General features: G+C 58.3%; 21 protein-coding genes and 1 riboswitch. Of the genes, 13 read left to right on the top strand and 8 right to left on the bottom strand.

Annotated elements, in window-relative coordinates:
- Window positions 1–13 precede the first annotated feature (13 nt).
- The 5 genes from RDL77_RS02525 to RDL77_RS02505 all read left to right on the top strand — a co-directional run bounded on the left by RDL77_RS02525 (window position 14) and on the right by RDL77_RS02505 (window position 5,285).
- Entirely contained in the window at window positions 14–1,222 is a 1,209-nt protein-coding gene (locus RDL77_RS02525; RefSeq protein WP_223611899.1) for an acetyl-CoA C-acetyltransferase, read from the top strand.
- 13 nt (window positions 1,223–1,235) lie between these two features.
- The gene (locus RDL77_RS02520) at window positions 1,236–3,458 is read left to right on the top strand and encodes a 3-hydroxyacyl-CoA dehydrogenase NAD-binding domain-containing protein (RefSeq protein WP_288191675.1); all 2,223 of its coding nucleotides are present in this window, start codon (window positions 1,236–1,238) and stop codon (window positions 3,456–3,458) included.
- Between the two features lie 277 nt (window positions 3,459–3,735).
- Window positions 3,736–4,380: a helix-turn-helix transcriptional regulator gene (locus RDL77_RS02515; protein WP_288191673.1), complete on the top strand. Its 645-nt coding sequence runs from the start codon at window positions 3,736–3,738 to the stop codon at window positions 4,378–4,380.
- Between the two features lie 16 nt (window positions 4,381–4,396).
- Entirely contained in the window at window positions 4,397–4,714 is a 318-nt protein-coding gene (locus RDL77_RS02510; protein ID WP_288191672.1) for a hypothetical protein, read from the top strand.
- On the top strand, window positions 4,656–5,285 hold the full coding sequence (locus RDL77_RS02505; RefSeq protein WP_288191671.1) for a thermonuclease family protein: 630 nt from the start codon (window positions 4,656–4,658) through the stop codon (window positions 5,283–5,285). Before RDL77_RS02510 ends, RDL77_RS02505 begins: the two co-directional genes overlap by 59 nt.
- A 14-nt stretch (window positions 5,286–5,299) precedes the next feature.
- Here RDL77_RS02505 and RDL77_RS02500 read toward each other — a convergent pair whose 3' ends face one another.
- The 3 genes from RDL77_RS02500 to RDL77_RS02490 form a co-directional block, all read right to left on the bottom strand.
- Window positions 5,300–5,683, bottom strand: a complete 384-nt coding sequence (locus RDL77_RS02500) for a VOC family protein (protein WP_223611893.1) — start codon at window positions 5,681–5,683, stop codon at window positions 5,300–5,302.
- 37 nt (window positions 5,684–5,720) lie between these two features.
- Window positions 5,721–7,379 (bottom strand): lysine--tRNA ligase, encoded by a 1,659-nt coding sequence (locus RDL77_RS02495; protein WP_288191670.1) that lies wholly within the window; start codon window positions 7,377–7,379, stop codon window positions 5,721–5,723.
- A gap of 106 nt (window positions 7,380–7,485) precedes the next feature.
- Window positions 7,486–8,274 carry a transporter substrate-binding domain-containing protein gene (locus tag RDL77_RS02490; RefSeq protein ID WP_288191669.1) on the bottom strand — a complete coding sequence of 263 codons (789 nt, stop codon included), beginning with the start codon at window positions 8,272–8,274 and terminating at the stop codon, window positions 7,486–7,488.
- Between the two features lie 367 nt (window positions 8,275–8,641).
- Between RDL77_RS02490 and RDL77_RS02485 the strand changes: the two genes are divergently transcribed.
- A complete protein-coding gene (locus RDL77_RS02485; RefSeq protein ID WP_288191668.1) occupies window positions 8,642–10,486 on the top strand; it encodes a glycosyltransferase in 1,845 nt (614 codons plus the stop codon).
- On the opposite strand, the gene ppk2 is transcribed toward RDL77_RS02485, so the two are convergent.
- Entirely contained in the window at window positions 10,455–11,297 is an 843-nt protein-coding gene (gene ppk2, locus RDL77_RS02480; RefSeq protein ID WP_374042651.1) for a polyphosphate kinase 2, read from the bottom strand. The two genes, RDL77_RS02485 and ppk2, sit on opposite strands and share 32 nt — an antisense overlap.
- 162 nt (window positions 11,298–11,459) lie before the next feature.
- Between ppk2 and phoR the strand changes: the two genes are divergently transcribed.
- On the top strand, window positions 11,460–12,737 hold the full coding sequence (gene phoR, locus RDL77_RS02475) for a phosphate regulon sensor histidine kinase PhoR (RefSeq protein WP_223611886.1): 1,278 nt from the start codon (window positions 11,460–11,462) through the stop codon (window positions 12,735–12,737).
- A 54-nt stretch (window positions 12,738–12,791) separates the two neighbouring features.
- Here the strand turns inward: phoR and RDL77_RS02470 are convergent, their stop codons facing one another.
- Window positions 12,792–13,319 carry a GcrA family cell cycle regulator gene (locus RDL77_RS02470; RefSeq protein WP_223611884.1) on the bottom strand — a complete coding sequence of 176 codons (528 nt, stop codon included), beginning with the start codon at window positions 13,317–13,319 and terminating at the stop codon, window positions 12,792–12,794.
- Between the two features lie 483 nt (window positions 13,320–13,802).
- Between RDL77_RS02470 and RDL77_RS02465 the strand changes: the two genes are divergently transcribed.
- Genes RDL77_RS02465 through RDL77_RS02450 form a run of 4 tightly spaced genes read left to right on the top strand, consistent with a single transcriptional unit; the run spans window position 13,803 to window position 17,196 of the window.
- Window positions 13,803–15,008 carry an aspartate aminotransferase family protein gene (locus RDL77_RS02465; RefSeq protein WP_288191667.1) on the top strand — a complete coding sequence of 402 codons (1,206 nt, stop codon included), beginning with the start codon at window positions 13,803–13,805 and terminating at the stop codon, window positions 15,006–15,008.
- Between the two features lie 9 nt (window positions 15,009–15,017).
- Window positions 15,018–15,956, top strand: coding sequence for an ornithine carbamoyltransferase (argF, locus tag RDL77_RS02460; protein WP_288191666.1), 939 nt, complete (start codon window positions 15,018–15,020; stop codon window positions 15,954–15,956).
- Between the two features lies 1 nt (window position 15,957).
- Window positions 15,958–16,959 carry an Hsp33 family molecular chaperone gene (locus RDL77_RS02455; RefSeq protein WP_223612398.1) on the top strand — a complete coding sequence of 334 codons (1,002 nt, stop codon included), beginning with the start codon at window positions 15,958–15,960 and terminating at the stop codon, window positions 16,957–16,959.
- Between the two features lie 24 nt (window positions 16,960–16,983).
- Window positions 16,984–17,196, top strand: coding sequence for an alkylphosphonate utilization protein (locus tag RDL77_RS02450; RefSeq protein ID WP_162800123.1), 213 nt, complete (start codon window positions 16,984–16,986; stop codon window positions 17,194–17,196).
- Window positions 17,197–17,226: 30 nt separating this feature from the next.
- Here the strand turns inward: RDL77_RS02450 and RDL77_RS02445 are convergent, their stop codons facing one another.
- The 3 genes from RDL77_RS02445 to RDL77_RS02435 form a co-directional block, all read right to left on the bottom strand.
- Window positions 17,227–17,535 carry a hypothetical protein gene (locus RDL77_RS02445; RefSeq protein ID WP_223611880.1) on the bottom strand — a complete coding sequence of 103 codons (309 nt, stop codon included), beginning with the start codon at window positions 17,533–17,535 and terminating at the stop codon, window positions 17,227–17,229.
- A 79-nt stretch (window positions 17,536–17,614) separates the two neighbouring features.
- Window positions 17,615–18,007 (bottom strand): Co2+/Mg2+ efflux protein ApaG, encoded by a 393-nt coding sequence (gene apaG, locus RDL77_RS02440; RefSeq protein WP_105736766.1) that lies wholly within the window; start codon window positions 18,005–18,007, stop codon window positions 17,615–17,617.
- 168 nt (window positions 18,008–18,175) lie between these two features.
- Window positions 18,176–19,363 carry an O-succinylhomoserine sulfhydrylase gene (locus tag RDL77_RS02435; protein ID WP_223611879.1) on the bottom strand — a complete coding sequence of 396 codons (1,188 nt, stop codon included), beginning with the start codon at window positions 19,361–19,363 and terminating at the stop codon, window positions 18,176–18,178.
- A 62-nt stretch (window positions 19,364–19,425) separates the two neighbouring features.
- A riboswitch (SAM riboswitch) is annotated at window positions 19,426–19,505 on the bottom strand.
- Between the two features lie 83 nt (window positions 19,506–19,588).
- On the opposite strand from RDL77_RS02435, the gene RDL77_RS02430 reads away from it, so the two are divergent.
- Together RDL77_RS02430 and RDL77_RS02425 are read left to right on the top strand one after the other, a co-directional pair.
- Window positions 19,589–20,683 carry a 2'-deoxycytidine 5'-triphosphate deaminase gene (locus RDL77_RS02430; RefSeq protein ID WP_223611877.1) on the top strand — a complete coding sequence of 365 codons (1,095 nt, stop codon included), beginning with the start codon at window positions 19,589–19,591 and terminating at the stop codon, window positions 20,681–20,683.
- Window positions 20,684–20,764: 81 nt separating this feature from the next.
- Window positions 20,765–21,073, top strand: coding sequence for a hypothetical protein (locus RDL77_RS02425; protein ID WP_223611875.1), 309 nt, complete (start codon window positions 20,765–20,767; stop codon window positions 21,071–21,073).
- The last annotated feature ends 252 nt before the right edge of the window (window positions 21,074–21,325 follow it).

Here is a 21,325-nt window from a genome sequence, read left to right as displayed (position 1 = left end):
AAGGGAGAATGAAATGGCCGAAGCATATATTTACGACCACGTCCGCACGCCGCGCGGCAAGGGCAAGAAGGATGGCAGCCTGCATGAAGTGCCCGCCGTCCGTCTCGGCGCCAAGGTGCTGGAAGCGCTGCGCGACCGCAATGGTCTCGACACGGGACTCGTCGACGACATCATCTATGGCTGCGTTGATCCCGTCGGTGAAGCCGGCGCTGTCATTCCGCGTTCATCGGCTTTCGAAGCCGGATATGATTTCAAGGCGCCCGGCATGCAGATTTCGCGCTTCTGTGCCTCTGGCCTCGACGCGGTGAATTTTGCCGCCGCCAAGATCGTGCAGGGTGCCGATGACATCGTCATCGCCGGCGGCGTGGAATCCATGTCGCGCGTCGGCATGGGTATGTCCGGCGGTGCCTGGTACATGGACCCGTCGGTGGGCCTTCCCGGCTATTTCATGCCGCAGGGTGTATCGGCCGATCTGATCGCCACCAAGTATGGTTTTACCCGCGATGATGTCGACGCCTATGCCGTCGAAAGCCAGAAGCGCGCTGGGGAAGCCTGGAAGAAGGGCTACTTCAAGAATTCGGTTCTCAGCATCAAGGACCAGAACGGCCTGACCATCCTTGATCACGACGAGCACATGCGTCCGGCAACGGATATGCAGGCGCTGGCATCGCTCAATCCCTCCTTCGTGATGCCGGGTGAAATGGGCGGCTTCAACGCCGTTGGTATTCAGGCGCATCCGGAAGTTGAGACCATCAACCACGTACACCATGCCGGCAATTCCTCCGGCATCGTTGACGGTGCCGCTGGTGTCCTGCTCGGCTCGAAAAGCGCCGGCAAGGCATTGAGTGCCAAGCCGCGCGCCCGCATCCGCGCCTTTGCCAATATCGGTTCCGATCCGGCCTTGATGCTGACCGGTCCGGTCGATGTGACGGAAAAGCTGCTGAAGCGCGCCAAGATGAAGATTTCGGATATCGATCTGTTCGAACTGAATGAAGCCTTTGCGGCTGTTGTGCTGCGCTACATGCAGGCCTTCAACATTCCGCGCGACAAGATCAACGTGAATGGCGGTGCCATCGCCATGGGCCATCCGCTCGGGGCAACCGGTGCGATGATCCTCGGCACGGTGCTTGACGAGCTGGAGCGCCGTGACCTGAATGTGGCCTTGGTCACACTGTGCATTGGTGCCGGCATGGGCACCGCAACGATTATCGAACGCGTCTGAGGGAGAGCAGAAGATGAGCTATACAAACTTCAAATTCGACGTCGACGCGGACGGCATTGCGCTGGTCACCTGGGATATGCCCGACAAGTCGATGAATGTCTTCACCGAAGAGGTGATGAAGGAACTCGACGCCATCGTCGACCGCGTTGCCAAGGACGAGGCGATCAAGGGTGCGGTTATCACATCCGGCAAGGATACCTTCTCCGGCGGCGCGGACCTCACCATGCTCAAGCGCATGTTCCAGCTGTTCCAGGAGGAAAAGGCGCGGGATCCCAAGAAGGCCGTCGAACTCCTGTTCGAAAACACAGGCAAGATGGGCGGCCTGTTCCGCAAGCTCGAAACATCGGGCAAGCCATGGGTTTCGGCCATCAACGGCACCTGCATGGGCGGCGCATTCGAAATGTCGCTGGCCTGCCATGGCCGCGTTGTTTCCGATGATCCATCGGTGAAGATGGCCCTGCCTGAGGTGAAGGTCGGTATTTTCCCGGGTGCCGGCGGCACGCAGCGCGTTCCGCGCCTGACCAACCAGCAGGACGCCCTGCAAATGATGACGACGGGCTCCAGCCTGACTGCCGCGCGTGCAAAGGCCATGGGCCTCGTGCATGAAATCGCGCCGGCCAAGAAGCTCGTCGAAACCGCCAAGAAGATGATCAAGGCCGGTTTGAAGCCAGTCCAGCCATGGGATGAAAAGGGTTTCAAGCTCCCCGGTGGTGCGATCTATTCGGCAGCGGGTGCCAATCTCTGGCCGGCTGCGACAGCTATTCTGCGCCGCGAAACCTATGGGAATTATCCCGGTGCCGCAGCGATCCTGAAATCCGTCTACGAAGGCCTTCTCGTGCCCTTCGATACCGGTCTGAAGATCGAGCAGCGTTACTTCACCAACATCCTGCAGAGCACGGAAGCGGGCATGATGATCCGCTCGCTGTTCGTTTCCCTGCAGGAACTGAACAAGGGGGCGCGCCGCCCGGCCGACGTCAAGCCGACCAAGTTCAAGAAGGTCGGTGTCATCGGTGCCGGTTTCATGGGAGCAGGTATCGCCTTTGTCACAGCCAAGGCCGGGATTCCCGTTGTCCTGATCGATCAGACGCAGGAAGCCGCCGACAAGGGCAAGGCGCATACGGCTGAGCTGATCACCAAGGATATCCAGCGGGGCAAGGCAACGGCGGAAGACAAGGAAAAGCTCCTTGGCCTGATCACCGCCACCACGCAATATGCCGAGCTTGACGGTGCCGACCTTGTGATCGAAGCCGTGTTCGAAGACCGTGATGTCAAGCGCAAGGCAACGGAGCAGGCGGAAGCCGTGCTGAAGCCTGCGGCCGTGTTTGCCTCCAATACCTCGACCCTGCCGATCACCGGCCTTGCCAAGGTATCAGTGCGCCCGAAGAACTTCATCGGCATCCACTTCTTCTCGCCCGTCGACAAGATGATGCTTGTCGAGGTTATCCTCGGCAAGAAGACATCGGAAAAGGCGCTGGCTGTCGCGCTGGATTATGTGCGTGCGATCAAGAAAACCCCGATTGTCGTCAATGATACTCGCGGTTTCTATGTCAATCGCTGCGTCCTGCGCTACATGTCGGAAGCCTACAACATGCTCGTGGAAGGCGTTCCGCCTGCAATGATCGAGAATGTTGCCCGCATGGCAGGCATGCCGGTCGGGCCTCTCGCGCTCAATGACGAGACGGCCATCGATCTGTCGCAGAAAATCCTCAAGGCGACGCTTGCCGATCTCGGACCGAAGGCCGTCGATCCGCGGCATGTGGAACTGGTCAACACGCTGGTCGACAAGTACGACCGCCGTGGCCGCAAGAACGGCAAGGGCTTCTATGATTATCCGGCCAAGCCGGCCAAAAAGCATCTGTGGCCGGAATTGAAGACGCTCTATCCGCAGCAGGACGCCGACAAGATCGATGTGGAAGTGCTCAAGCAGCGTTTCCTCTTCACCATCGCGCTGGAAGCGGCGCGCGTCATGGAAGAGGGGATTGTCACCGATCCGCGCGAAGCGGATGTCGGCTCGATCCTGGCCTTCGGTTTCGCGCCTTATACGGGCGGAACGCTGTCCTATATCGATGGCATCGGCGCGGCGAAGTTCGTGGAAATCGCCAAAGGCCTGCAGCGCAAATACGGTGCCCAGTTCAAGGCGCCGAAGCTGTTGCTCGACATGGCCGAGAAGGGTGACACCTTCTATGAACGCTTCAATCCCTATCCGGTTGAAGCCAAGAAGAAAAAGGCTGCCTGACTGAGATATGAGGGGATCACTTGCTGATCCCCTCATTGCTGTTGGTGCGTGGTTCGACAAGCTCACCATGAGGGGAGTGATTTGGCTGCAAGGCTAATCGCAAACGTTGCAGAATATAGCTCCCTGCAATCCTCGCCCTCCCTCATGGTGAGCTTGTCGAACCACGCACGGGTCCTCTCGCATTATAAGAAAGTTTTCCGCGTTTTATCTCGACTTTTCCCCAATTCCCTCCTAAAACTTTAGTGAAGGTATTTTTTCCTTTATCTGGAAGAGTCCCATGTTCTCACATGACCGTATCTGGGCGGCCATCGATGCGCTGGCGGAACGTCATTCGCTTTCCGTTTCGGGACTGGCGAAGCGCGCCGGGCTTGATCCCACCACGTTCAACAAATCCAAACGTTATGCGGTCGATGGTCGTGCCCGCTGGCCGTCGACGGAGTCGCTGGCCAAGATCATGGAAGCGACGGGCGCTTCGCTCGATGAATTCATGACGCTGGTTGTCGGCGGCAAGGGTACGAGGGCCGGCATGGGTGCCATACGGTCCGTACCGCTTCTGGGGTTTGCCCAGGCGGGCGCCGGCGGCTTCTTCGACGATGGGGGATTCCCGGTCGGCCAGGGCTGGGACGTGGTTGAGTTTCCCGTTGGTTCCGGAGAAGCGGTCTATGCGCTGGAGGTTTCCGGGGATTCCATGCTGCCGCTTTATCGCGACGGCGATACGATCATAGTCGCCCCGGGCGCTCCGGTGCGCCGCGGCGACCGCGTCGTTGTCCGCACGAAGGAAGGCGAGGTCATGGCGAAGATTCTGACGCGCCAGACCCCGCGCACCATTGAACTGCAATCGATGAATCCGGAGCATGCCAACCGGACGTTTGATGCGGTTCATATCGACTGGATCGCCCGAATCCTGTGGGCCAGCCAATAACAGGGAGCCATTTCCCATGCGCCGGATGCCGCTTTACGTTCTGACCATTCTGGTCGGACTTTGTCTGGCCTATGTCTTTGTTTCCCCGTTCTATATCGGACTGCCAGCGGTAGGGGTAAGCGGGCAGGACGTGACGATTGCCCCCGAAAACTTTCAGGTGCCGGCTGATACAGGTGGGGCCGCGCCGGACACACCGCCGCAACCGGCCGAAATCGCCACCCCCCCCAGCCAAACCCGCCACTGCCGCGCGGCAGGTCGATCCGGATGGATTTTCGATGACCGGCAAGGAATCCGGGCCGTTGCAGCGTATCGAACCACGCCAACCCTTGAGTGACATGGGCCACGCGACCCCGCCTGCACCCCCTCCGCCTCCCGTGCCTGTCGATACGACGGCACGGCCCAAACTGCTTTACCGCGCGGTAGCGACGGCCGCGGGAACCGTGGATGTCTCAGGCTACAGGATCGCCATCGAGGGGATCAATGTCGTGCCGCCGGAAGAAACATGCGCTGTCGATGGCGGGACGTCCTGGCCATGCGGCACGGCGGCGCGCACTGCCTTTCGCAACTGGCTGCGTTCGCGCGCCATAGAATGCAATGTTCCCGACCTTCCTCCGGACGCGCTCGTTGCCACCCAGTGCAAGCTTGGTACGACCGATCTGGCCGCATGGCTTGTTGACAATGGCTGGGCGAGAGCCAGTGACGGCTCGCCCCTGGCCGATAATATGAAAAAGGCGCAGGAGGCAAAACTCGGCATTTTCGGCAGCCCGCCACCATCGCTTCCGGCCGCCAGCGACTTGCCATCTCCCGTTGCCGCCGGCGACCTGCCGCTGCCATCGGCAGAACCACAGCCGGCACCGCTGGCTGTACCCGCTCCGGATGCGCCGTTCCCGCCAAAGCCGGAGTAGAAAGGTTTGAGGTGTCAGCCTTCGTGGCAGACGGCCTCGATATTGTGGTTGTCCGGATCACGCACGAAGGCGCCATAATAGTCCGGATGGTAATGGGGGCGCAGTCCTGGCTGGCCATTGTCGTTGCCGCCAGCTTCCAGGGCTGCCTTGTGAAAGGCATCGACGAGTGCGCGCGTGTTGACACGAAATGCAACGTGCGCCGGTGGATTGTTCGCGATGCCGCTGGCGATCCAGAAATCGGGCTTGCCGCCTTCGCCAAAGCCGGCAACGTCGGCACTCCCGGTCACGGATGCCGGGAACTCGAGGATCAATTCATAGCCAATGGCCGCGAGGGCTTTCTGGTAGAACTTTTTGCTCTCGTCGAAATTGCTGACATTCACTCCGATATGGTCAATCATTCCGTCCTCCCTCGATTTCGCTCCAGATATGGAGCAACTATGCCAGTTGGCCCATCAACGCCTTTTTAATGAGGGCCCGCGTTTCGGCGATGCCGTAAAGCGCGACGAAGGAACCGAACCGCGGCCCGCGTTCCTGTCCGATCAGCACTTCATAGAGCATCTGGAAGAACGACACCGATACGCCGGGCCCGCCTTCGGGGCTCTTCTTGGTGTGATCCTGATAGCGTTCGATGCCACGGGCAACGTCCAGCATGGCGTTCTGGATGGCATTGCCATCCGCATCCGCCGGCAAGGTGGCAAGCTGCGCATCAATGCCCTTCAACGCCGCAAGCTCAACGTCGTCCGCGGGGCGGAACTTCTTGGTCGGCTTGACGAAATCGTTGAAGTAGCGGATCGCATAGGTGACGAGCTCGTTCAACTTCGGGTTGTTTTCCTGCGTCACGCCGGGCGCATAGCGGGAGATGAACCCCCAGAGAACATCGGCATTTTCGGCATTCGACGCGCTGACGAGGTTGAGCAGCATGGCAAAGGGCACCGGCATGTCGAGCACGGGCGGATTGCCGTAATGCTGATGCCAGACCGGATTGCCGAGGCGCTCCTTCCATTCCTGCCGCTGATAGGCGGACAGGAAGGTGAAATACTCGTCCACGGCCTTCGGGATCACGTCGAAATACAGCTTCTTCGCCGTCTTCGGCTTCTGGAACATGTAAAGTGCCAGACTTTCGGTCGGCGCGTAGGTCAACCAGTCATCGATGGTCAGGCCGTTGCCCTTCGACTTGGAAATTTTTTGCCCCTTGTCATCGAGGAAGAGCTCGTAATTGAAGCCTTCGGGCGCCCGGCCGCCAATGGCGCGGCAGATCTTGGACGACAGGGTCACGGAGTCGATGAGATCCTTGCCGGCCATCTCGTAGTCAACGCCAAGGGCGGTCCAGCGCATGGCCCAGTCGGCCTTCCACTGGCACTTGACCTTGCCGCCGGTCACTTCCGTTTCGATGTGTTCGCCGGTATCGGGGTCCTCATAGGTGATGGTGCCCTTCTGCACATTGCGGGCGATCATCGGGACCTGCAGGACAACGCCGGTGCGCGGGCTGATGGGCAGGAAAGGCGAATAGGTTGCCCGGCGTTCCTCACCTAGGGTGGGCAGGATGATGTTCATGACATCGTCATAGACCGCGAGCATCTTGAGCAATGTTTCATCGAACCGGCCGGAAGCGTAATAGTCCGTTGCCGAGGCAAATTCGTAGTCGAAACCGAAACGGTCGAGAAACGCCCGCAGCCGCGCATTGTTGGCCGCACCAAACGATGGATACTCGTTGGAGAACGGGTCGGGAATGCGGCTGAGCGGCTTGCCCAGATGCGAAGCCATCATCTCCCGGTTCGGCACATTGTCCGGAACCTTGCGCAATCCGTCCATGTCGTCCGAGAAGCAAAGGATCTTTGTCTTGACGCTGTCCTTCGTCAGGACACGAAAGGCGTGGCGGACCATCGACGTGCGCGCGACTTCGCCGAACGTGCCGATATGCGGCAGGCCGGACGGGCCGTATCCTGTCTCGAACAGGATCGAGTCGGGATAGCCGGACTTTTCATAGCGTTTGATGATCTTCTGCGCCTCTTCGAAGGGCCATGCTTTGGCCTCTGCTGCCGCCGCGATCAGCTCGGGGGTCAGTTCGATTTGGGTGTTGGGGCGCGAAGTCATTCTTGGTTTCCTGTTTTCCTGCCATGTGGTGAAGCGCGCGGACACTATGGCGGCAGCTTCGCCGCGTCAATTGCCACGGCGTCTCACAAGGCTTTTGCATGCGGTTTCAATAAAAATCGACGGGGAAGTACCGTAGATAGAGTTCGGAGGTCGTGCCCTTTTCCTCCATGGATTTCAATGCAAAATTGAAGGCATCGACGAGATCTGTGTTCTTCGCGGTTGCGGCAATCATCATGCCGTCGCCCAGAAACTGTGGTGCGATATAAGGCCCGCCGGAAAATGTGCAGCAATTCTGCGCTTCCGGGCTGCCGATCCAGAACGACAGGTCGGATCCGTCTCCAAAAACCGCATCGATTTTCTTGTCACGCAAATCCTTCAGCATCAGGGCGCGTGTGGGGTAGCCGACCCATCTGTCCCCGGGGAAGTAATCGGCGAAAATCGCCTGATGCACCGACCCGTCCACGACGCCAACCACTTTCTTCTCGAGCTTGTCTGCCAGAGGTTCCTCCAGCGTCGTTTCCTTCAGGGTGACGAAACGGGCAGGCAGCCGCATGTAGGGGGCGGTGAATGCAAACTTTTCACGCAATTGTGTCGTCGGCTTCAATCCGGCGATAATGGCCTCGGCTTCGCCGTTTTCCACGGTCTGCTGAAGTTCATTCCACGGACGCGCTTCGATCTGGCAAATCGCGGTCACATTCAATTCGCTGCAAATGGCCCGCACCAGATCGATGTTGAAACCGGATATCCGTCCGCTGGCGTCGATGAAATTGAACGGAGGGTAATCCACCGTGGTCACAAACCGGATGCGCTCGACCGTCGAAAGATTTGGCTTGGCAACATGTTCCCGGCCATCCCAATAGTGCGGGAAATCCGATGCTGCACTGAATTGTGACAATCCCGCCCCAAGGAAAACTGCCGTGCAAAAAACGATTGTGCGGATATGCATTCGATTTGAGATGCCCATGTGATTTGCCCGAAGAGTAGCATGGGTGATCCTGACATGACAGGTTTGATGGCCGTCCTGTGCCGCTGCACGGAGTGATGGGCTGCAATAGGTGCCGTTCTTCGACTTATGAAGAATTGCCATTGGTATAAAGAGACGTAACAATATTATTCTTCGCTTATAACGCTATAAATTGTTCCGAATTTTATTTTCAATTATGAATTGTGAGTTGAGTTCATGCTGTTGGCGTTCCCTCTACAGAAAACACGCGCCTTGACGATCGATAATATTCAAAGATCAGGCTCTCGGTAGAGGGAAGATGCTGCATCGAGACATCGAAGTGGCTCTGGCCGCGCGTCTCCACCGCGCCGGATTGGCAAAAATCCTGATCGTACGGGCCTTCAGGGATTCCATTGCCGGCAACACGTCCTTTATCGAGGAACTCTACGCCAGCGTTCGCGGCAAAGATGCGCTGATCGGCCAATGTATCGCCGACATAACGGGACTGGCTTTTGAAGCGGCACCGCAAACAACCGGCATTTTTCTGCGATCGGGCCCGGATATCACCATTCTGCCGCACGCGCGCATTGCGACGACACTCAACCACGACAGCAATGCATTGACCTATATTGCGCCGACAATCGCCGACATTGCCGTAGTCAAACGCCATCTGTCGAGCCGCAAGGAGCTGGCTGGCCGCTTGAGCGTGACCACGCCCTCAGGGGTGCGCGAGCTTCTCAGGGCCGGGCATCAGCATCTGCTCGCCGATAGAGCCGCAAGAATGATCGAAGACTCCCGCTGCGAATACTCGGCCAAAACTGTCCTGACAGGCCAGCAAGGCATCCTGATCGGCATATTGGCAAGCTGTCTGCTGCTGGGCGCCTTTGAGAAGCAGCAACTGAGCTGGAAGGGTGCGCATGTCATCCTCTCGCTGTTCTTTCTTGCCTGTGTCCTGCTGCGCCTCGTGGCATGCAAAAATGCGCGTGGCGACAATCCGTTACCCCTGCTGGCAATAAATCCTGCAGAGCTTCCGATCTACACGGTTATGATTGCACTGTATCAGGAAGCAGACATTGTTCCGCAGCTCGTCAGAGCCATACTGGCGTTGAACTGGCCGCGTTCAAAGCTTCAGGTTCTCTTCCTCTGCGAAGGGGATGACGCGGCGACACTCGCCGCATTGAGGCGCCAGGGGCTGCCTCAGTCCTTCGATATCATTTCCGTATCCGGATATGGCCCGCGGACGAAGCCAAAGGCGCTCAATTACGGGCTCCTGCTGTCGAAGGGAGCGTTTGTCGTGGTCTACGATGCAGAGGATCGCCCCCACCCAGACCAGTTGCTGGAAGCCTTTCAACGCTTCCAGCGCGCCGATGAAAAACTCGGCTGCCTCCAGGCTCCGTTGACGGTCGCCAATGCCCATGAAAGTCTGGTCGCGCGTCTGTTCGCCTTCGAATATGCGGCGCACTTCCAGAGCTTCCTGCCGTGGCTCGCGCATCGCGGGCTGGTCTTGCCCCTTGGCGGCAGCTCCAATCATTTTCGTTCCGATTGCCTGACCGCCATCGGAGGGTGGGATCCGCACAACGTCACGGAGGACGCGGAACTCGGAACCCGTTTGGCGCGTCTGGGGTATCGGACGGATATGATCGAACGCGCGACGATCGAAGATGCGCCAACTGAAATCGGCATCTGGTTTCGCCAGCGAACGCGCTGGTTCAAGGGCTGGATGCAGACGTGGCTTGTGCAGATGCGCCAGCCGTTTACCCTTCTCGTCCAGTTGGGCATTCTGCGCTTCGTCGTCTATCACCTTCTGGCGGTGGGGATGATCGTTTCATCCCTGCTTTATCCCGTCACGCTGCTGTTTATGCTCTCGGTCACCTTGTGCTGGCTTTCCGGAAGCGATGTCTTTGCCCTGCATCGGGATATTCTCTGCATCGATCTCATCAATATCGTGATGGGGTATCTCTCGTTCCACCGGCTGGGGCAGCGCGCGCTGGCGGGCAAGGGAATGCCCGGCAGGATCCTGCCATGGATACCGCTCTACTGGTTGCTCATGTCCCTGGCGGCATGGCGTGCTTTGGGGCAGTTGAACACGCGGCCTTTCCTATGGGAGAAAACGCCGCATCGGCCCGCACAATCTACTCAAGAAACCCCGGACCGGAACCAATGATCAGAGCGTCTTCATTGCCGATCACCCCGACATCCCGGCCCTTGTAGGGCAAGCTCAGCAAAACCCGGCGGATAACGGCGATGCGGGCGCGGCGCTTGTCATTGGAGCGCACCACGGTCCACGGCGCATGGGCCGTATGGGTCCGGGCCATCATTTCGTTCCGGGCGTTGGTGTAGTCATCCCATTTTTCGGCACCGGCAATATCCATCGGCGAGAACTTCCAGTTCTTCAACGGGCTGTGGCGTCGATCGTGAAAACGTTTCAACTGCATGATCTGGCCGATATTGAGCCAGAACTTGAAGAAGAAGATACCGTCGGCAACGATCATGCGTTCGAAGCCGGGTGTTTCCTCGAGGAACGATTCATGCTGTTCCGGCGTACAGAAACCCATGACGGGTTCGACACCACCGCGATTGTACCAGGAGCGGTCAAACGTGACGAATTCGCCCCTCGTCGGAAAATGCGAGACGTAGCGCTGATAGTACCATTGCCCGCCTTCGGTTTCCGTGGGCTTGGGCAGGGCAACGTTGCGCGCATTGCGTGGGTTCATGTACTGGCGCAAGGTAAAGATCGTTCCGCCCTTGCCGGCTGCATCGCGCCCTTCGAAGACGGTTATCACGCGGCCGCCGGTTTCCTGCAGCCAGCTCTGCATTTTGACCAGTTCAATCTGCAGCTGTTCGAGTGTTTTTTCGTATTCGGCCCTGTTCATTTTATCCGTGTAGGGAAAGTCACCGGACGCAAGGGCGCCGTCGTCAATCCAGTCCGGCAGTTTGGCATCGTCGATATCGAAACTCCGCTTCTTCCCATCGATCCTGAGTTTAAGCGTTGTCTTACCGACATGCGGCTGGTCGGATTTCTCTTTCGAATTTTTGGCCAAGACAGTCTCCCTCAATTGACATGAAGCCATGTTATTGGGACAGCGTTGTGGCGTCCAGTGTCGATGACAAGCATGGCAGGGCAGGGAGTTGAACGCATGAGCATATTCGGTTCAGGGCAGGAAAGCCGCGGTTTGCGGCAAAGGGCGATGCAGCGGATCATTCGCGCGCGCTATATTCTTGGTGCCGCTGCCTTTCTCACCGCTCTCGTTCTGAATTCCGGCGTGTCCTGGTGGCTGAGCTTTGCCATTCTGATGCTTCTGCTCCTGGGCGTGGTCGCCTTGTCGGCAAGCATCCCGCGCAGCGACGACACCACCCGTGCACAGCCGGTCAGCGATCCGGCGATCTTCCGCCTGTCCGGTCAGCAGCTTGCGGCGCAATTGCCCGATCCCCTGATCATCTTTGATCACGAAGGGACAATTCTTTATGTCAATCCGGCGGCCAACGGCGCTTTCGGGCCTCTGGCGCGCGGCGGTACGCTGCTCCTGCATTTCCGCGCACCGGAGATGCAGACGCTGGTCCAGTCGGTCATGTCGGATGCGCAGGCCGGATCGATTGATTATTCCGAGCGTGTCCCGGTTGAACGCTGGTATCGCGCCACAGTGCTGCGTCTGGACCAGGGCGGTTCCGACCGCCAGTATCTCCTGTCATTCCGCGATCTGACCGAGGCGCATCGTCTGGAGCGCATGCGCTCGGACTTCATCGCCAATGCCAGCCATGAATTGCGCACGCCACTGGCGTCACTCAGCGGTTTCATTGAAACGCTGCGCGGTCCCGCGCGCAACGACGCCGTTGCCCGCGACAATTTTCTGGAGATCATGCAGAAGCAGGCTGAGCGCATGGCACGGCTCATCGATGATCTTCTGTCCCTGTCGCGCATCGAAATGAAGGCCCATATCGCGGTGAAGGACCAGGTGGACCTGACGATCGTTCTCAATCATGTGGTGGACACTCTCCGCCCGCTCGCCACGCACCTCGACATTGAAATCGAACGCCATATCGATCCCGGGCCGGTCATGGTCCTCGGCGATCGGGATGAACTGACGCAGGTTTTCCAGAATCTTCTGGAGAACGCCTGCAAATACGGCCAGTCCGGCAAGAAGGTGGTTGTCGAGCTCAAAAACAATGGCGAGGGGATCAAAGCCACTATTCAGGATTTTGGCCCTGGCATACCGGAAGAACATATACCGCGGCTGACCGAGCGCTTTTATCGCGTCAATATCGAGACCAGCCGGGCCCAGAAAGGCACGGGTCTCGGTCTGGCAATCGTCAAGCACATCCTTACGCGGCACCGGGCCCGGCTTGTGGTTCGCTCCCGCGTTGGCGAGGGCTCATCGTTCACGGTTGCCTTCGGTCCGCAGAAAGCCAAGGCTTGACGCCAATAAAAAAGGCGCCTGACGGCGCCTTTCCCTATCTATGTGCCTTGCAGATTACCGAGCGCGGCGGCGATCGGACGCCGGCTGATAGGCCAGGCGGGCATGATAGGTGCAGTACGGGCCGCCTTCGCCGACATCATTTCCGCAGAAGTGAAAATCAGGCTGCAACGGATCGCCCATCGGCCACTTGCAGGTGCGCTCGCTGAGCTGCACCAGTTCGAGACGCCGCGAGATCGGCACCACGACATCCGTCGAGGGCTTCATCACGGTCTGCGTAACCGTGTCGACGAAATATTCCTGCTGCAGCGCTGTTGCGCCAACGCTCTTGGTCACAACACGGCTCGTCATCTGCGCCGACGTGCTGACGCTGCTGCGATGTCCGGCTGAAGCGGTCGTGTTGACTTTCTTGCTGCGTGTCTGGGTCGATGTGGTCTTGCCGCGGCCTGACAGTTTCAGGCGGTGCACCTTGCCGATGACCGCATTGCGGCTGACGCCACCCAGCTGTGCTGCGATCTGGCTTGCGCTCAGACCTTCGGCCCAAAGCTTCTTCAGCTGTTCTACGCGCTCATCTGTCCAGTTCATCTTCCTTGGCTCCGTATTGTGCGGACTCTAGGCTGAATCCTTCCCTCACATCTGGATTGCTCCAGATTGCAGATACTATATCTATCCAGGTGACGAGGTCCGCCGCACGAAATCTAGCTATTCCGTTTCTCAAGCTACAATATGCGATGACTCTGTGACAAGAGTCGGGCGTGGGAAGCGGCTTGCTTTTTTGGGTTTTCCCCAACTTGCGCGAGAAAACGCGGCATAAATGACATTTCTTGCAGATCATGTCGCTTTCCGTATGGTCGCTTGGCTACAGATTTGAAAACCTTATGGAAAGACCGCCTCGCGCGGACGCACTGTCGCGGCTATGTTTTTGAAGTGTTCATTTGACAATTGCGGATTGAATGATGATATTACCAGCGTCAGGCCGCCCTTGTGGGCGGCTTTTTGATTTCATCGCTGCCGGTTTCTTCTTAGCAAACAGCAGATCAAAACAGGGTATTGGAGGCCCGAAACGACATGACGGACGCAAACGCGCAACCGCTATACGACACTTTTGCTCGTGCGGATCTGCGCTTTGAGCGAGGAGACGGTGTTTGGCTGACGACCGAGAGCGGTGAACGCTATCTGGATTTCGCTGCCGGCATTGCCGTCAATTCGCTGGGTTATTCGCATCCGCATCTCGTCGAAACCCTGAAGACCCAGGCTGACAAGCTCTGGCATCTGTCCAATATTTATGAAATTCCGGGGCAAAGGCGTCTTGGTCAGCGTCTCGTGGACAACACGTTTGCCGACAAGGTGTTTTTCACCAATTCCGGGGCGGAAGCGCTGGAATGCGCGATCAAGACCGCGCGGCGCTATCACTATGTCAACGGTCACCCGGAACGGTTTCATATCATCACGTTCGAAGGCGCGTTCCATGGCCGGACGCTGGCGACGATCGCTGCCGGCGGCCAGGAAAAGTATCTCGAAGGCTTCGGCCCCAAAGTCTCGGGCTTCGATCAGGTGCCCTTTGGTGACGAGAAGGCATTGAAGGCGGCCATTGGTCCCCAGACCGCTGCCATCCTGATTGAACCGATCCAGGGCGAGGGCGGTGTGCGTCCCGTGCCGGATGAGGATTTGCGCCGTCTGCGCAAGATTTGCGACGAGAACGGCCTGCTGCTGATCCTCGATGAAGTTCAGTCGGGTGTCGGACGCACGGGCAAGTTCTTTGCCTATGAGTGGTCGGGTATCACGCCCGATATCATGGCTGTCGCCAAGGGCATCGGCGGCGGTTTCCCGCTTGGCGCCTGTCTCGCAACGGTCGAGGCAGCCAAGGGCATGACAGCCGGCGTGCATGGCACGACCTATGGCGGCAATCCGCTCGCCATGGCCGTCGGCAATGCCGTACTTGATGTCATTCTCGCCGACGGCTTTTTCGAGCATGTGCAGCAGGTCGCCCTCTTCATGAAGCAGGGCCTTGCCTCGATCTCCGATCGCTATCCCGAGGTCATTGCGGAAGTACGCGGCCGCGGCCTGTTGATGGGCATCAAGAGTGTTGTTCCCAATACAGCGCTCGTTCAGGCCCTGCGTGACGAACACCTGCTCACCGTTGGTGCCGGCGACAACGTCATTCGGTTGCTGCCGCCTTTGGTCGTGACCGAAGAAGAGGCCCGTGAGGCCCTTTCCCGGATTGAAGCCGCTGCCGAACGTCTGTCGGTCACGGCCCGGCAGAAGAGTGCGTAGGGAACTGTCATGACAATCAAGCAGGACCTCCGTCACTTCACGGATATCTCGGCGCTTTCTTCCGGTGTGTTGCGTTCCATTCTTGATGATGCGCGCGCGCGCAAGAACCGCCTCAAGGCAGGCAATATCGAGAAGCCCTTTGCAGGCAAGGTGCTTGCGATGATTTTCGACAAGCCTTCGACGCGGACCCGTGTGTCCTTCGATGTCGGCATGCGCCAGCTGGGCGGCGAAACCATCATGCTCACCGGTTCCGAAATGCAGCTCGGCCGCAGCGAGACCATTGCGGATACGGCAAAGGTGCTTTCGCGCTACGTCGATATCATCATGATGCGCACGACGACCCATGACCGGCTGATCGAAATGGCTGAGAACGCCACGGTTCCCGTCATCAATGCCCTGACGGACGACACGCATCCATGCCAGATCATGGCCGATATCATGACGTTCGAAGAGCATCGCGGTCCGGTCAGGGGTAAGACGTTTGCCTGGACAGGCGATGGCAACAATGTGCTGCATTCGCTCGTCGAAGCGGCTGCGCGCTTTGATTTCAACCTGAATATTGCCACGCCGGAAGGCAGCGAGCCCGAGAGCAAATATCTCGCCTGGGCCAAGAGCGCCGGCGGCAATGTCAAGCTGACGTCCGATCCTATCGCGGCTGTCGAGGGCGTTGACTGCATCGTCACCGATACATGGGTTTCGATGGGACAGGAAGGCCGTGCGCGCGGTCACAATGTGTTCATGCCCTATCAGGTCAATGATGCCCTGATAAAGCACGCGCATCCCGATGCCCTGTTCATGCACTGCCTGCCTGCCCATCGCGGCGAAGAAGTAACGGATTCCGTTATTGACGGGCCGCACTCGGTCGTTTTCGATGAAGCCGAAAACCGGTTGCATGCACAAAAAGCCATTCTAGCCTGGTGTCTCGAAGGAGGTCGCCCGCGTGTCTGATATGCCTGACATCACCAAGCGCTCCGACGAATACGTCTTCGCCGGGGATGATGCGGTTGTGCCGTTTCAAGTCGAGACACTCGATGCCCGCGGCCGCGCCGTGCAATTGGGTGCGGCACTGGACGATATTCTCAGCCGGCACGACTACCCGGAGCCGGTTGCAAAGCTCTTGGCCGAAGCGATTGTCCTGACCGTGCTCTTGGGAACGTCACTGAAATTCGACGGCAAGTTCATTTTCCAGTCGCAGTCCGATGGGCCTGTCGACATGCTGGTGGTTGATTTCCGCACGCCGAATTCGGTGCGCGCCTATGCCCGCTATGACGAAGACCGGCTGGCCGAGGCGATCGCCGCGCACCGGCTTTCGCCGGAGCAGTTGATGGGGACGGGAACGCTGGCGCTGACGGTTGATCAGGGCGAGTACACCCAGCGCTATCAAGGCATCGTTGCACTCGACGGTTCCAACCTGGAGGAAATAGCCAAGACCTATTTCCGCCAGTCGGAGCAGATTCCGACCGATATCCGCCTGTCCGTCGCCAAGCTCATAGAACGCGGCGAGGATGGCAAACCCGTCGAGCAATGGCGCGCCGGAGGGCTGATCGTGCAGTTCCTGCCGGAATCCGAGTTGCGCATCCGCCAGCGTGATCTGCCTGCGGGCGATGCGCCGGATACCGACGAGGATGAGGACGATATTGAAGAGGACGATGATTGGGCTGAAGTAAAGGCTCTGGTTGCGACCATCGAGAGTTCGGAACTGACCGATCCGCAGGTGGGTGCCGAACGGCTGTTGTACCGCCTGTTCCATGAACGCGGCGTCCGCGTATTCGACGCCGTGCCGGTGAACGACGATTGTTCCTGCTCGCGTGACAAGATTGCAGGCGTCCTTTCCGGATTTACCGCCGAAGAGATCACGGACAGCATCGAAGATGGCAAGATCAGCGTGACCTGCGAGTTCTGCTCGACCCATTACGAGTTTGACCCCGCGGAATTCCTGCCAAAAAACTGATCATCCAAACGAGGATTGCCCCCTGTGGACGTACGCGACAGCAACGGAAATGAGCTTCAGGACGGCGATTCCGTCACCTTGATCAAGGATCTGAAAGTCAAGGGAACGTCAGAGACGATCAAGCGGGGCACGCTCGTCAAGAATATCCGCCTGAACGGCCGCGAGGGTGAAGTCGAGTGCAACACCAAACAGGTCAAAGGCCTGGTTCTGAAAACGGAATTCGTCAAGAAGGCGTAATGCGACGTCACAAGCGCTGCACGTGAATTGTTATTTCAGCAGCCCGTTGGCGATCCGCCAGGATACCAGCGCCTCGTGGGCAGCGGTGACGGCAACCAGGACAATCAGGAACGCACCGATGATCAGCCACAACGGCCACGGCTTCGCCGAACGTTTGGCGAAGAGGCCGACGACAAGGCCCGGCACAAGCGCCAGCGCCAGAAGTTCCGGCATGCCGGCCTTGCCGGCCTGAATGCTTGGCAGGGCATAGCCCATAAAAAGTGCGCCGACACCAATGGCAAAGGTAACGACGGAGCAGGCAAGCGCCTTCAGGTACGGCATTTCAGTTTGGCTGGTCATCAGGGCGTGTACTCATGCATGTGATCAAAATGGCGCTTGCAACGATTGCGCTCTGCAAAGGCAACAGTCCGGTCGAGAATTAATTCAATGTCCGCAATTGATCCGGCAAATCAAGCGAAAAAGCCGGTATCTCGATATCGAACAAGTTTCCGGTTTCGCTTTCCATGGAATAACGGCCAACCATCACACCGGATGTCGTTGTCAGCGGGCAGCCTGAGGAATACTGGAACGAGTCTCCGGGATTGAGCACCGGCTGTTCACCGATGACACCCGGGCCGCGAATCTCTTCGATCTGGCCGTTCCCATCGGTGATTTTCCAATAGCGTGCCCGAAGCCGGACGGTGCCGTCGGATTCATTGGCGATTGTAATCCGGTATCCCCAGACATATCTGTTTTCTTCCGGATTGGACTGCTCCTCCAGATAGAATGGCTCTACGATTACTTCAATATTCTGAGTGACTGCGCGATACATGATAAACCTTGTCTTATCAATGATATTGCGGGTCGTGGCCGTCTCGTCAACCATTACAATACATAAAGATGATTAAATTTAATGTGAATAGCCAACATTCTGCAACGTTTATACTTAAATATACCGTTCCCGCACTGAAATTGGTTTCAGTGCGGGATTGGTTCTATCTTACTTGGCTGCCTTGAGGGCAGCATCGAAATCCTCGATCAGATCGTCGGCATCTTCCAGGCCAACCGACAGGCGCAACAGCCCGTCCGAAATGCCAAGTTCTGCACGCGCTTCATCTGTAAGGTTTTTGTGCGTGGTTGTCGCGGGGTGTGTGATGAGACTCTTCGAATCTCCAAGATTGTTGGAAATTCGCACCACTTCCAGTCCGTTCTCGCAATCAAAGGCCGCCTTCTTGCCGTCCTTGAGTTCAAAGGCCACGAGCGTGGAACCACCGGTCATCTGTTTGGCGATGATGTCCGCCTGCGGGTGATCCGCACGGCCGGGGTAAATAACCCTGGAAACTGCTGGATGGTCCGCGAGGAAGTCGGCAATTTTCGCCGCACTTTCGGTTTGCTGGCGGACGCGGACAGGCAGGGTTTCAAGACCCTTCAACATGATCCAGGAATTGAAGGGGCTGAGGCCCGGGCCGGTGTGGCGGAAATATTCGTGGAGGTTTTCGTCAATCCACTTCTTGTCGGAAAGGATGACGCCGCCAAGACAGCGTCCCTGGCCTTCAATGTGCTTGGTGGCCGAATAGACGACGATGTGGGCGCCAAGTTCCAGCGGCTTCTGGAACAGCGGGGTCGCAAACACATTGTCGACGATCAGTTTGGCGCCGACGGAATTGGCGACCTTGGCCACCGCGGCAATATCGACGATCTCGAGTGTTGGGTTGGTCGGGCTTTCCAGGAACAGCGCCTTGGTGTTCGGGCGGATGGCCTTTTCCCAGTTCTCGGCCTTGGAGCCGTCGATCAGGGTGAAGTCCACGCCATATTTCGGCAGGAGCGTCTCGATGATGTAGCGGCACGAGCCGAACAGGGCGCGCGCTGCCAGAACGTGGTCTCCGGCCTTGACCTGACACAGGATTGCCGCCGCAACCGCAGCCATTCCCGAAGCCGTTGCGCGCGCATCTTCCGCGCCCTCAAGCGCGCACATGCGCTTTTCGAACATGTCGGTTGTCGGATTGGCGTAGCGTGAATAGATGAAGCCGGGTTCTTCGCCTTTGAAGCGGGATTCGGCAGCTTCCGCCGTGTCATAGACAAAGCCCTGGGTGAGGAAGAGGGCTTCCGATGTTTCACCGAAACCGGAGCGCAAGGTTCCGGCATGAACGAGTTGTGTCGCGGGGCGCAGCTTACGGGTTGTGGTCATCGTCTTCTCAATCTGCCAGAATCTGGCCAATAAAAAACCGGCCTTGCGGGAATCGCAAAAAGGCCGGACGAGACCGGGCCTCTTTTAGCAAATTGTTTAACGTGGCTGCAAGCCGGCCGGCCAAATCACCACGGGATAAAATTGCTTTAATCCTCTTGGCGGCTTGCGTCAATCGGGTGAGACGCTAAAGCTTTTGGGAAATTATATGAGGTTTCGGCGGTCGATATGAGTATACGTGAAGCGGGCATTCTGGCAGATAGCGGCATCAGGGCATTGCATCAGGCCGGTGCACTGAAAACCGAGCGTGATTTCGACGCTGATCAGATCCAGCCTGCCAGCCTGGACCTGCGCCTGGGCACGAAAGCCTATCGCGTGCGCGCCAGTTTCATGCCGGGGCCCGGAACCCCCGTCATCAACAAGCTGGAAAAACTCAAGCTGCACGAGATCGACCTCAGTCACGGTGCCGTGCTGGAAACCGGCTGTGTCTATATCGTCCCGCTGCTGGAAAGCCTGGCGCTGCCCGCCGGGGTTTCGGCATCGGCCAATCCCAAGAGTTCGACCGGGCGTCTTGATATTTTCACTCGCGTCATTGTTGACGGGGCACAGGAATTCGACAAGGTGCCGGCGGGATATAATGGCCCCATCTATCTCGAAGTCAGCCCGCGTACCTTCCCGATTGTCGCGCGGGCAGGATCGCGTCTCTCGCAGATACGCTTCCGCACCGGGCGGGCACAGCTCGACGAGACGGAACTGACCGCACTGCATGCAAGCGAGACGCTCGTGGCGTCGGACACGCCTAACATATCGGGCGGCGGCATTGCCTTGTCCATCGATCTGACCGGCGATGCCAACGGCCTCGTCGGTTATCGCGGCAAGCACCACACGGGCGTGGTGGATGTCGACAAGCGCGGGGCGCATGACCTCTTCGATTTCTGGGAGCCGATCCATGATCGCGGCGCACGCGAACTGGTGCTCGATCCCGATGAATTCTACATTCTCGTGTCGCGTGAAGCCGTGCATGTTCCTCCGCTTTATGCGGCGGAGATGACGCCGTTCGATCCGCTGGTCGGCGAATTCCGCGTGCACTATGCCGGGTTCTTCGATCCGGGTTTCGGGCACACCGCCGCAGGCGGAACCGGCAGCCGCGCGGTACTTGAAGTGCGCAGCCACGAGGTGCCGTTCATTCTCGAGCATGGCCAGATCGTCGGCCGCCTGATCTATGAACATATGCTGGAGCGGCCCAAGGCCCTTTATGGCACCGACCTCGGCTCGAATTATCAGGCGCAGGGCCTGAAACTCTCCAAACATTTCCGGTCGTGAACCGCGGTTGATTGACAAGACGCCGATTTGACGGGCCTAGATGTATTCCTGGGATTTGTCATGCAGGATTGGAGGTTTGCGATGCCTCGGAAAACCGGCTCGAAACGGCGTGCGGCAGCTGTCGTGCTCGCCATTCTGACGTTCATTGCGCTATTGCCGCTGTTGTCGGTCCTGGTGACCTATGCGATCGCCAATACGCTTGGCTGCACGGTGGATGAGAACAGTGTTCACCCGTGTCTGCTGGCCGGCATTGATATTGGCGATACGCTTTACACCATGGGCGTGCTGGGCTGGCTGATGATCCCGGCCGCGCCGCTTCTGCTCATTGCGGTGCTGGGCTGGATCGGCCTTGGCATTGTCGCCATCGCCGGCCGCATGCGCCGTAGCTGATATACATGCTGTTTGCAGGGTGATGTGCGAATCCGGTTGACTATCGATCCCGGCTGCTTTTCATTCCGGTTATCTGCCCCGAGGCAAGTCCGCGGGCATAGGCGGGGGGGGTTTAAATGGAGGAAGGCAGCCTTCCCAACTGGCTACGAGGGGTTGGATTCCCTCTCCCCCCCCCACCCCTTTTTGTGTGGGACGCAAAACGGGAGCAACGAAGCCGCCCCCGCGTGGAACAGGGGGTAAAAAATATTTATG

Source organism: uncultured Phyllobacterium sp., from assembly GCF_902479695.1.
Lineage (GTDB): Bacteria > Pseudomonadota > Alphaproteobacteria > Rhizobiales > Rhizobiaceae > Phyllobacterium > Phyllobacterium calauticae.
This window is presented reverse-complemented; position numbering and strand designations above follow the sequence as displayed.

Bases quoted from the DNA above. Each gene is read 5' to 3' on its own strand.
- RDL77_RS02525 (WP_223611899.1), top strand. From the start codon at position 14: ATGGCCGAAGCATATATTTACGACCACGTCCGCACGCCGCGCGGCAAG.
- RDL77_RS02520 (WP_288191675.1), top strand. From the start codon at position 1,236: ATGAGCTATACAAACTTCAAATTCGACGTCGACGCGGACGGCATTGCG.
- RDL77_RS02515 (WP_288191673.1), top strand. From the start codon at position 3,736: ATGTTCTCACATGACCGTATCTGGGCGGCCATCGATGCGCTGGCGGAA.
- RDL77_RS02510 (WP_288191672.1), top strand. From the start codon at position 4,397: ATGCGCCGGATGCCGCTTTACGTTCTGACCATTCTGGTCGGACTTTGT.
- RDL77_RS02505 (WP_288191671.1), top strand. From the start codon at position 4,656: ATGACCGGCAAGGAATCCGGGCCGTTGCAGCGTATCGAACCACGCCAA.
- RDL77_RS02500 (WP_223611893.1), bottom strand. From the start codon at position 5,683: ATGATTGACCATATCGGAGTGAATGTCAGCAATTTCGACGAGAGCAAA.
- RDL77_RS02495 (WP_288191670.1), bottom strand. From the start codon at position 7,379: ATGACTTCGCGCCCCAACACCCAAATCGAACTGACCCCCGAGCTGATC.
- RDL77_RS02485 (WP_288191668.1), top strand. From the start codon at position 8,642: ATGCTGCATCGAGACATCGAAGTGGCTCTGGCCGCGCGTCTCCACCGC.
- phoR (WP_223611886.1), top strand. From the start codon at position 11,460: ATGAGCATATTCGGTTCAGGGCAGGAAAGCCGCGGTTTGCGGCAAAGG.
- RDL77_RS02470 (WP_223611884.1), bottom strand. From the start codon at position 13,319: ATGAACTGGACAGATGAGCGCGTAGAACAGCTGAAGAAGCTTTGGGCC.
- RDL77_RS02465 (WP_288191667.1), top strand. From the start codon at position 13,803: ATGACGGACGCAAACGCGCAACCGCTATACGACACTTTTGCTCGTGCG.
- argF (WP_288191666.1), top strand. From the start codon at position 15,018: ATGACAATCAAGCAGGACCTCCGTCACTTCACGGATATCTCGGCGCTT.
- RDL77_RS02455 (WP_223612398.1), top strand. From the start codon at position 15,958: ATGCCTGACATCACCAAGCGCTCCGACGAATACGTCTTCGCCGGGGAT.
- RDL77_RS02445 (WP_223611880.1), bottom strand. From the start codon at position 17,535: ATGACCAGCCAAACTGAAATGCCGTACCTGAAGGCGCTTGCCTGCTCC.
- apaG (WP_105736766.1), bottom strand. From the start codon at position 18,007: ATGTATCGCGCAGTCACTCAGAATATTGAAGTAATCGTAGAGCCATTC.
- RDL77_RS02435 (WP_223611879.1), bottom strand. From the start codon at position 19,363: ATGACCACAACCCGTAAGCTGCGCCCCGCGACACAACTCGTTCATGCC.
- RDL77_RS02430 (WP_223611877.1), top strand. From the start codon at position 19,589: ATGAGTATACGTGAAGCGGGCATTCTGGCAGATAGCGGCATCAGGGCA.
- RDL77_RS02425 (WP_223611875.1), top strand. From the start codon at position 20,765: ATGCCTCGGAAAACCGGCTCGAAACGGCGTGCGGCAGCTGTCGTGCTC.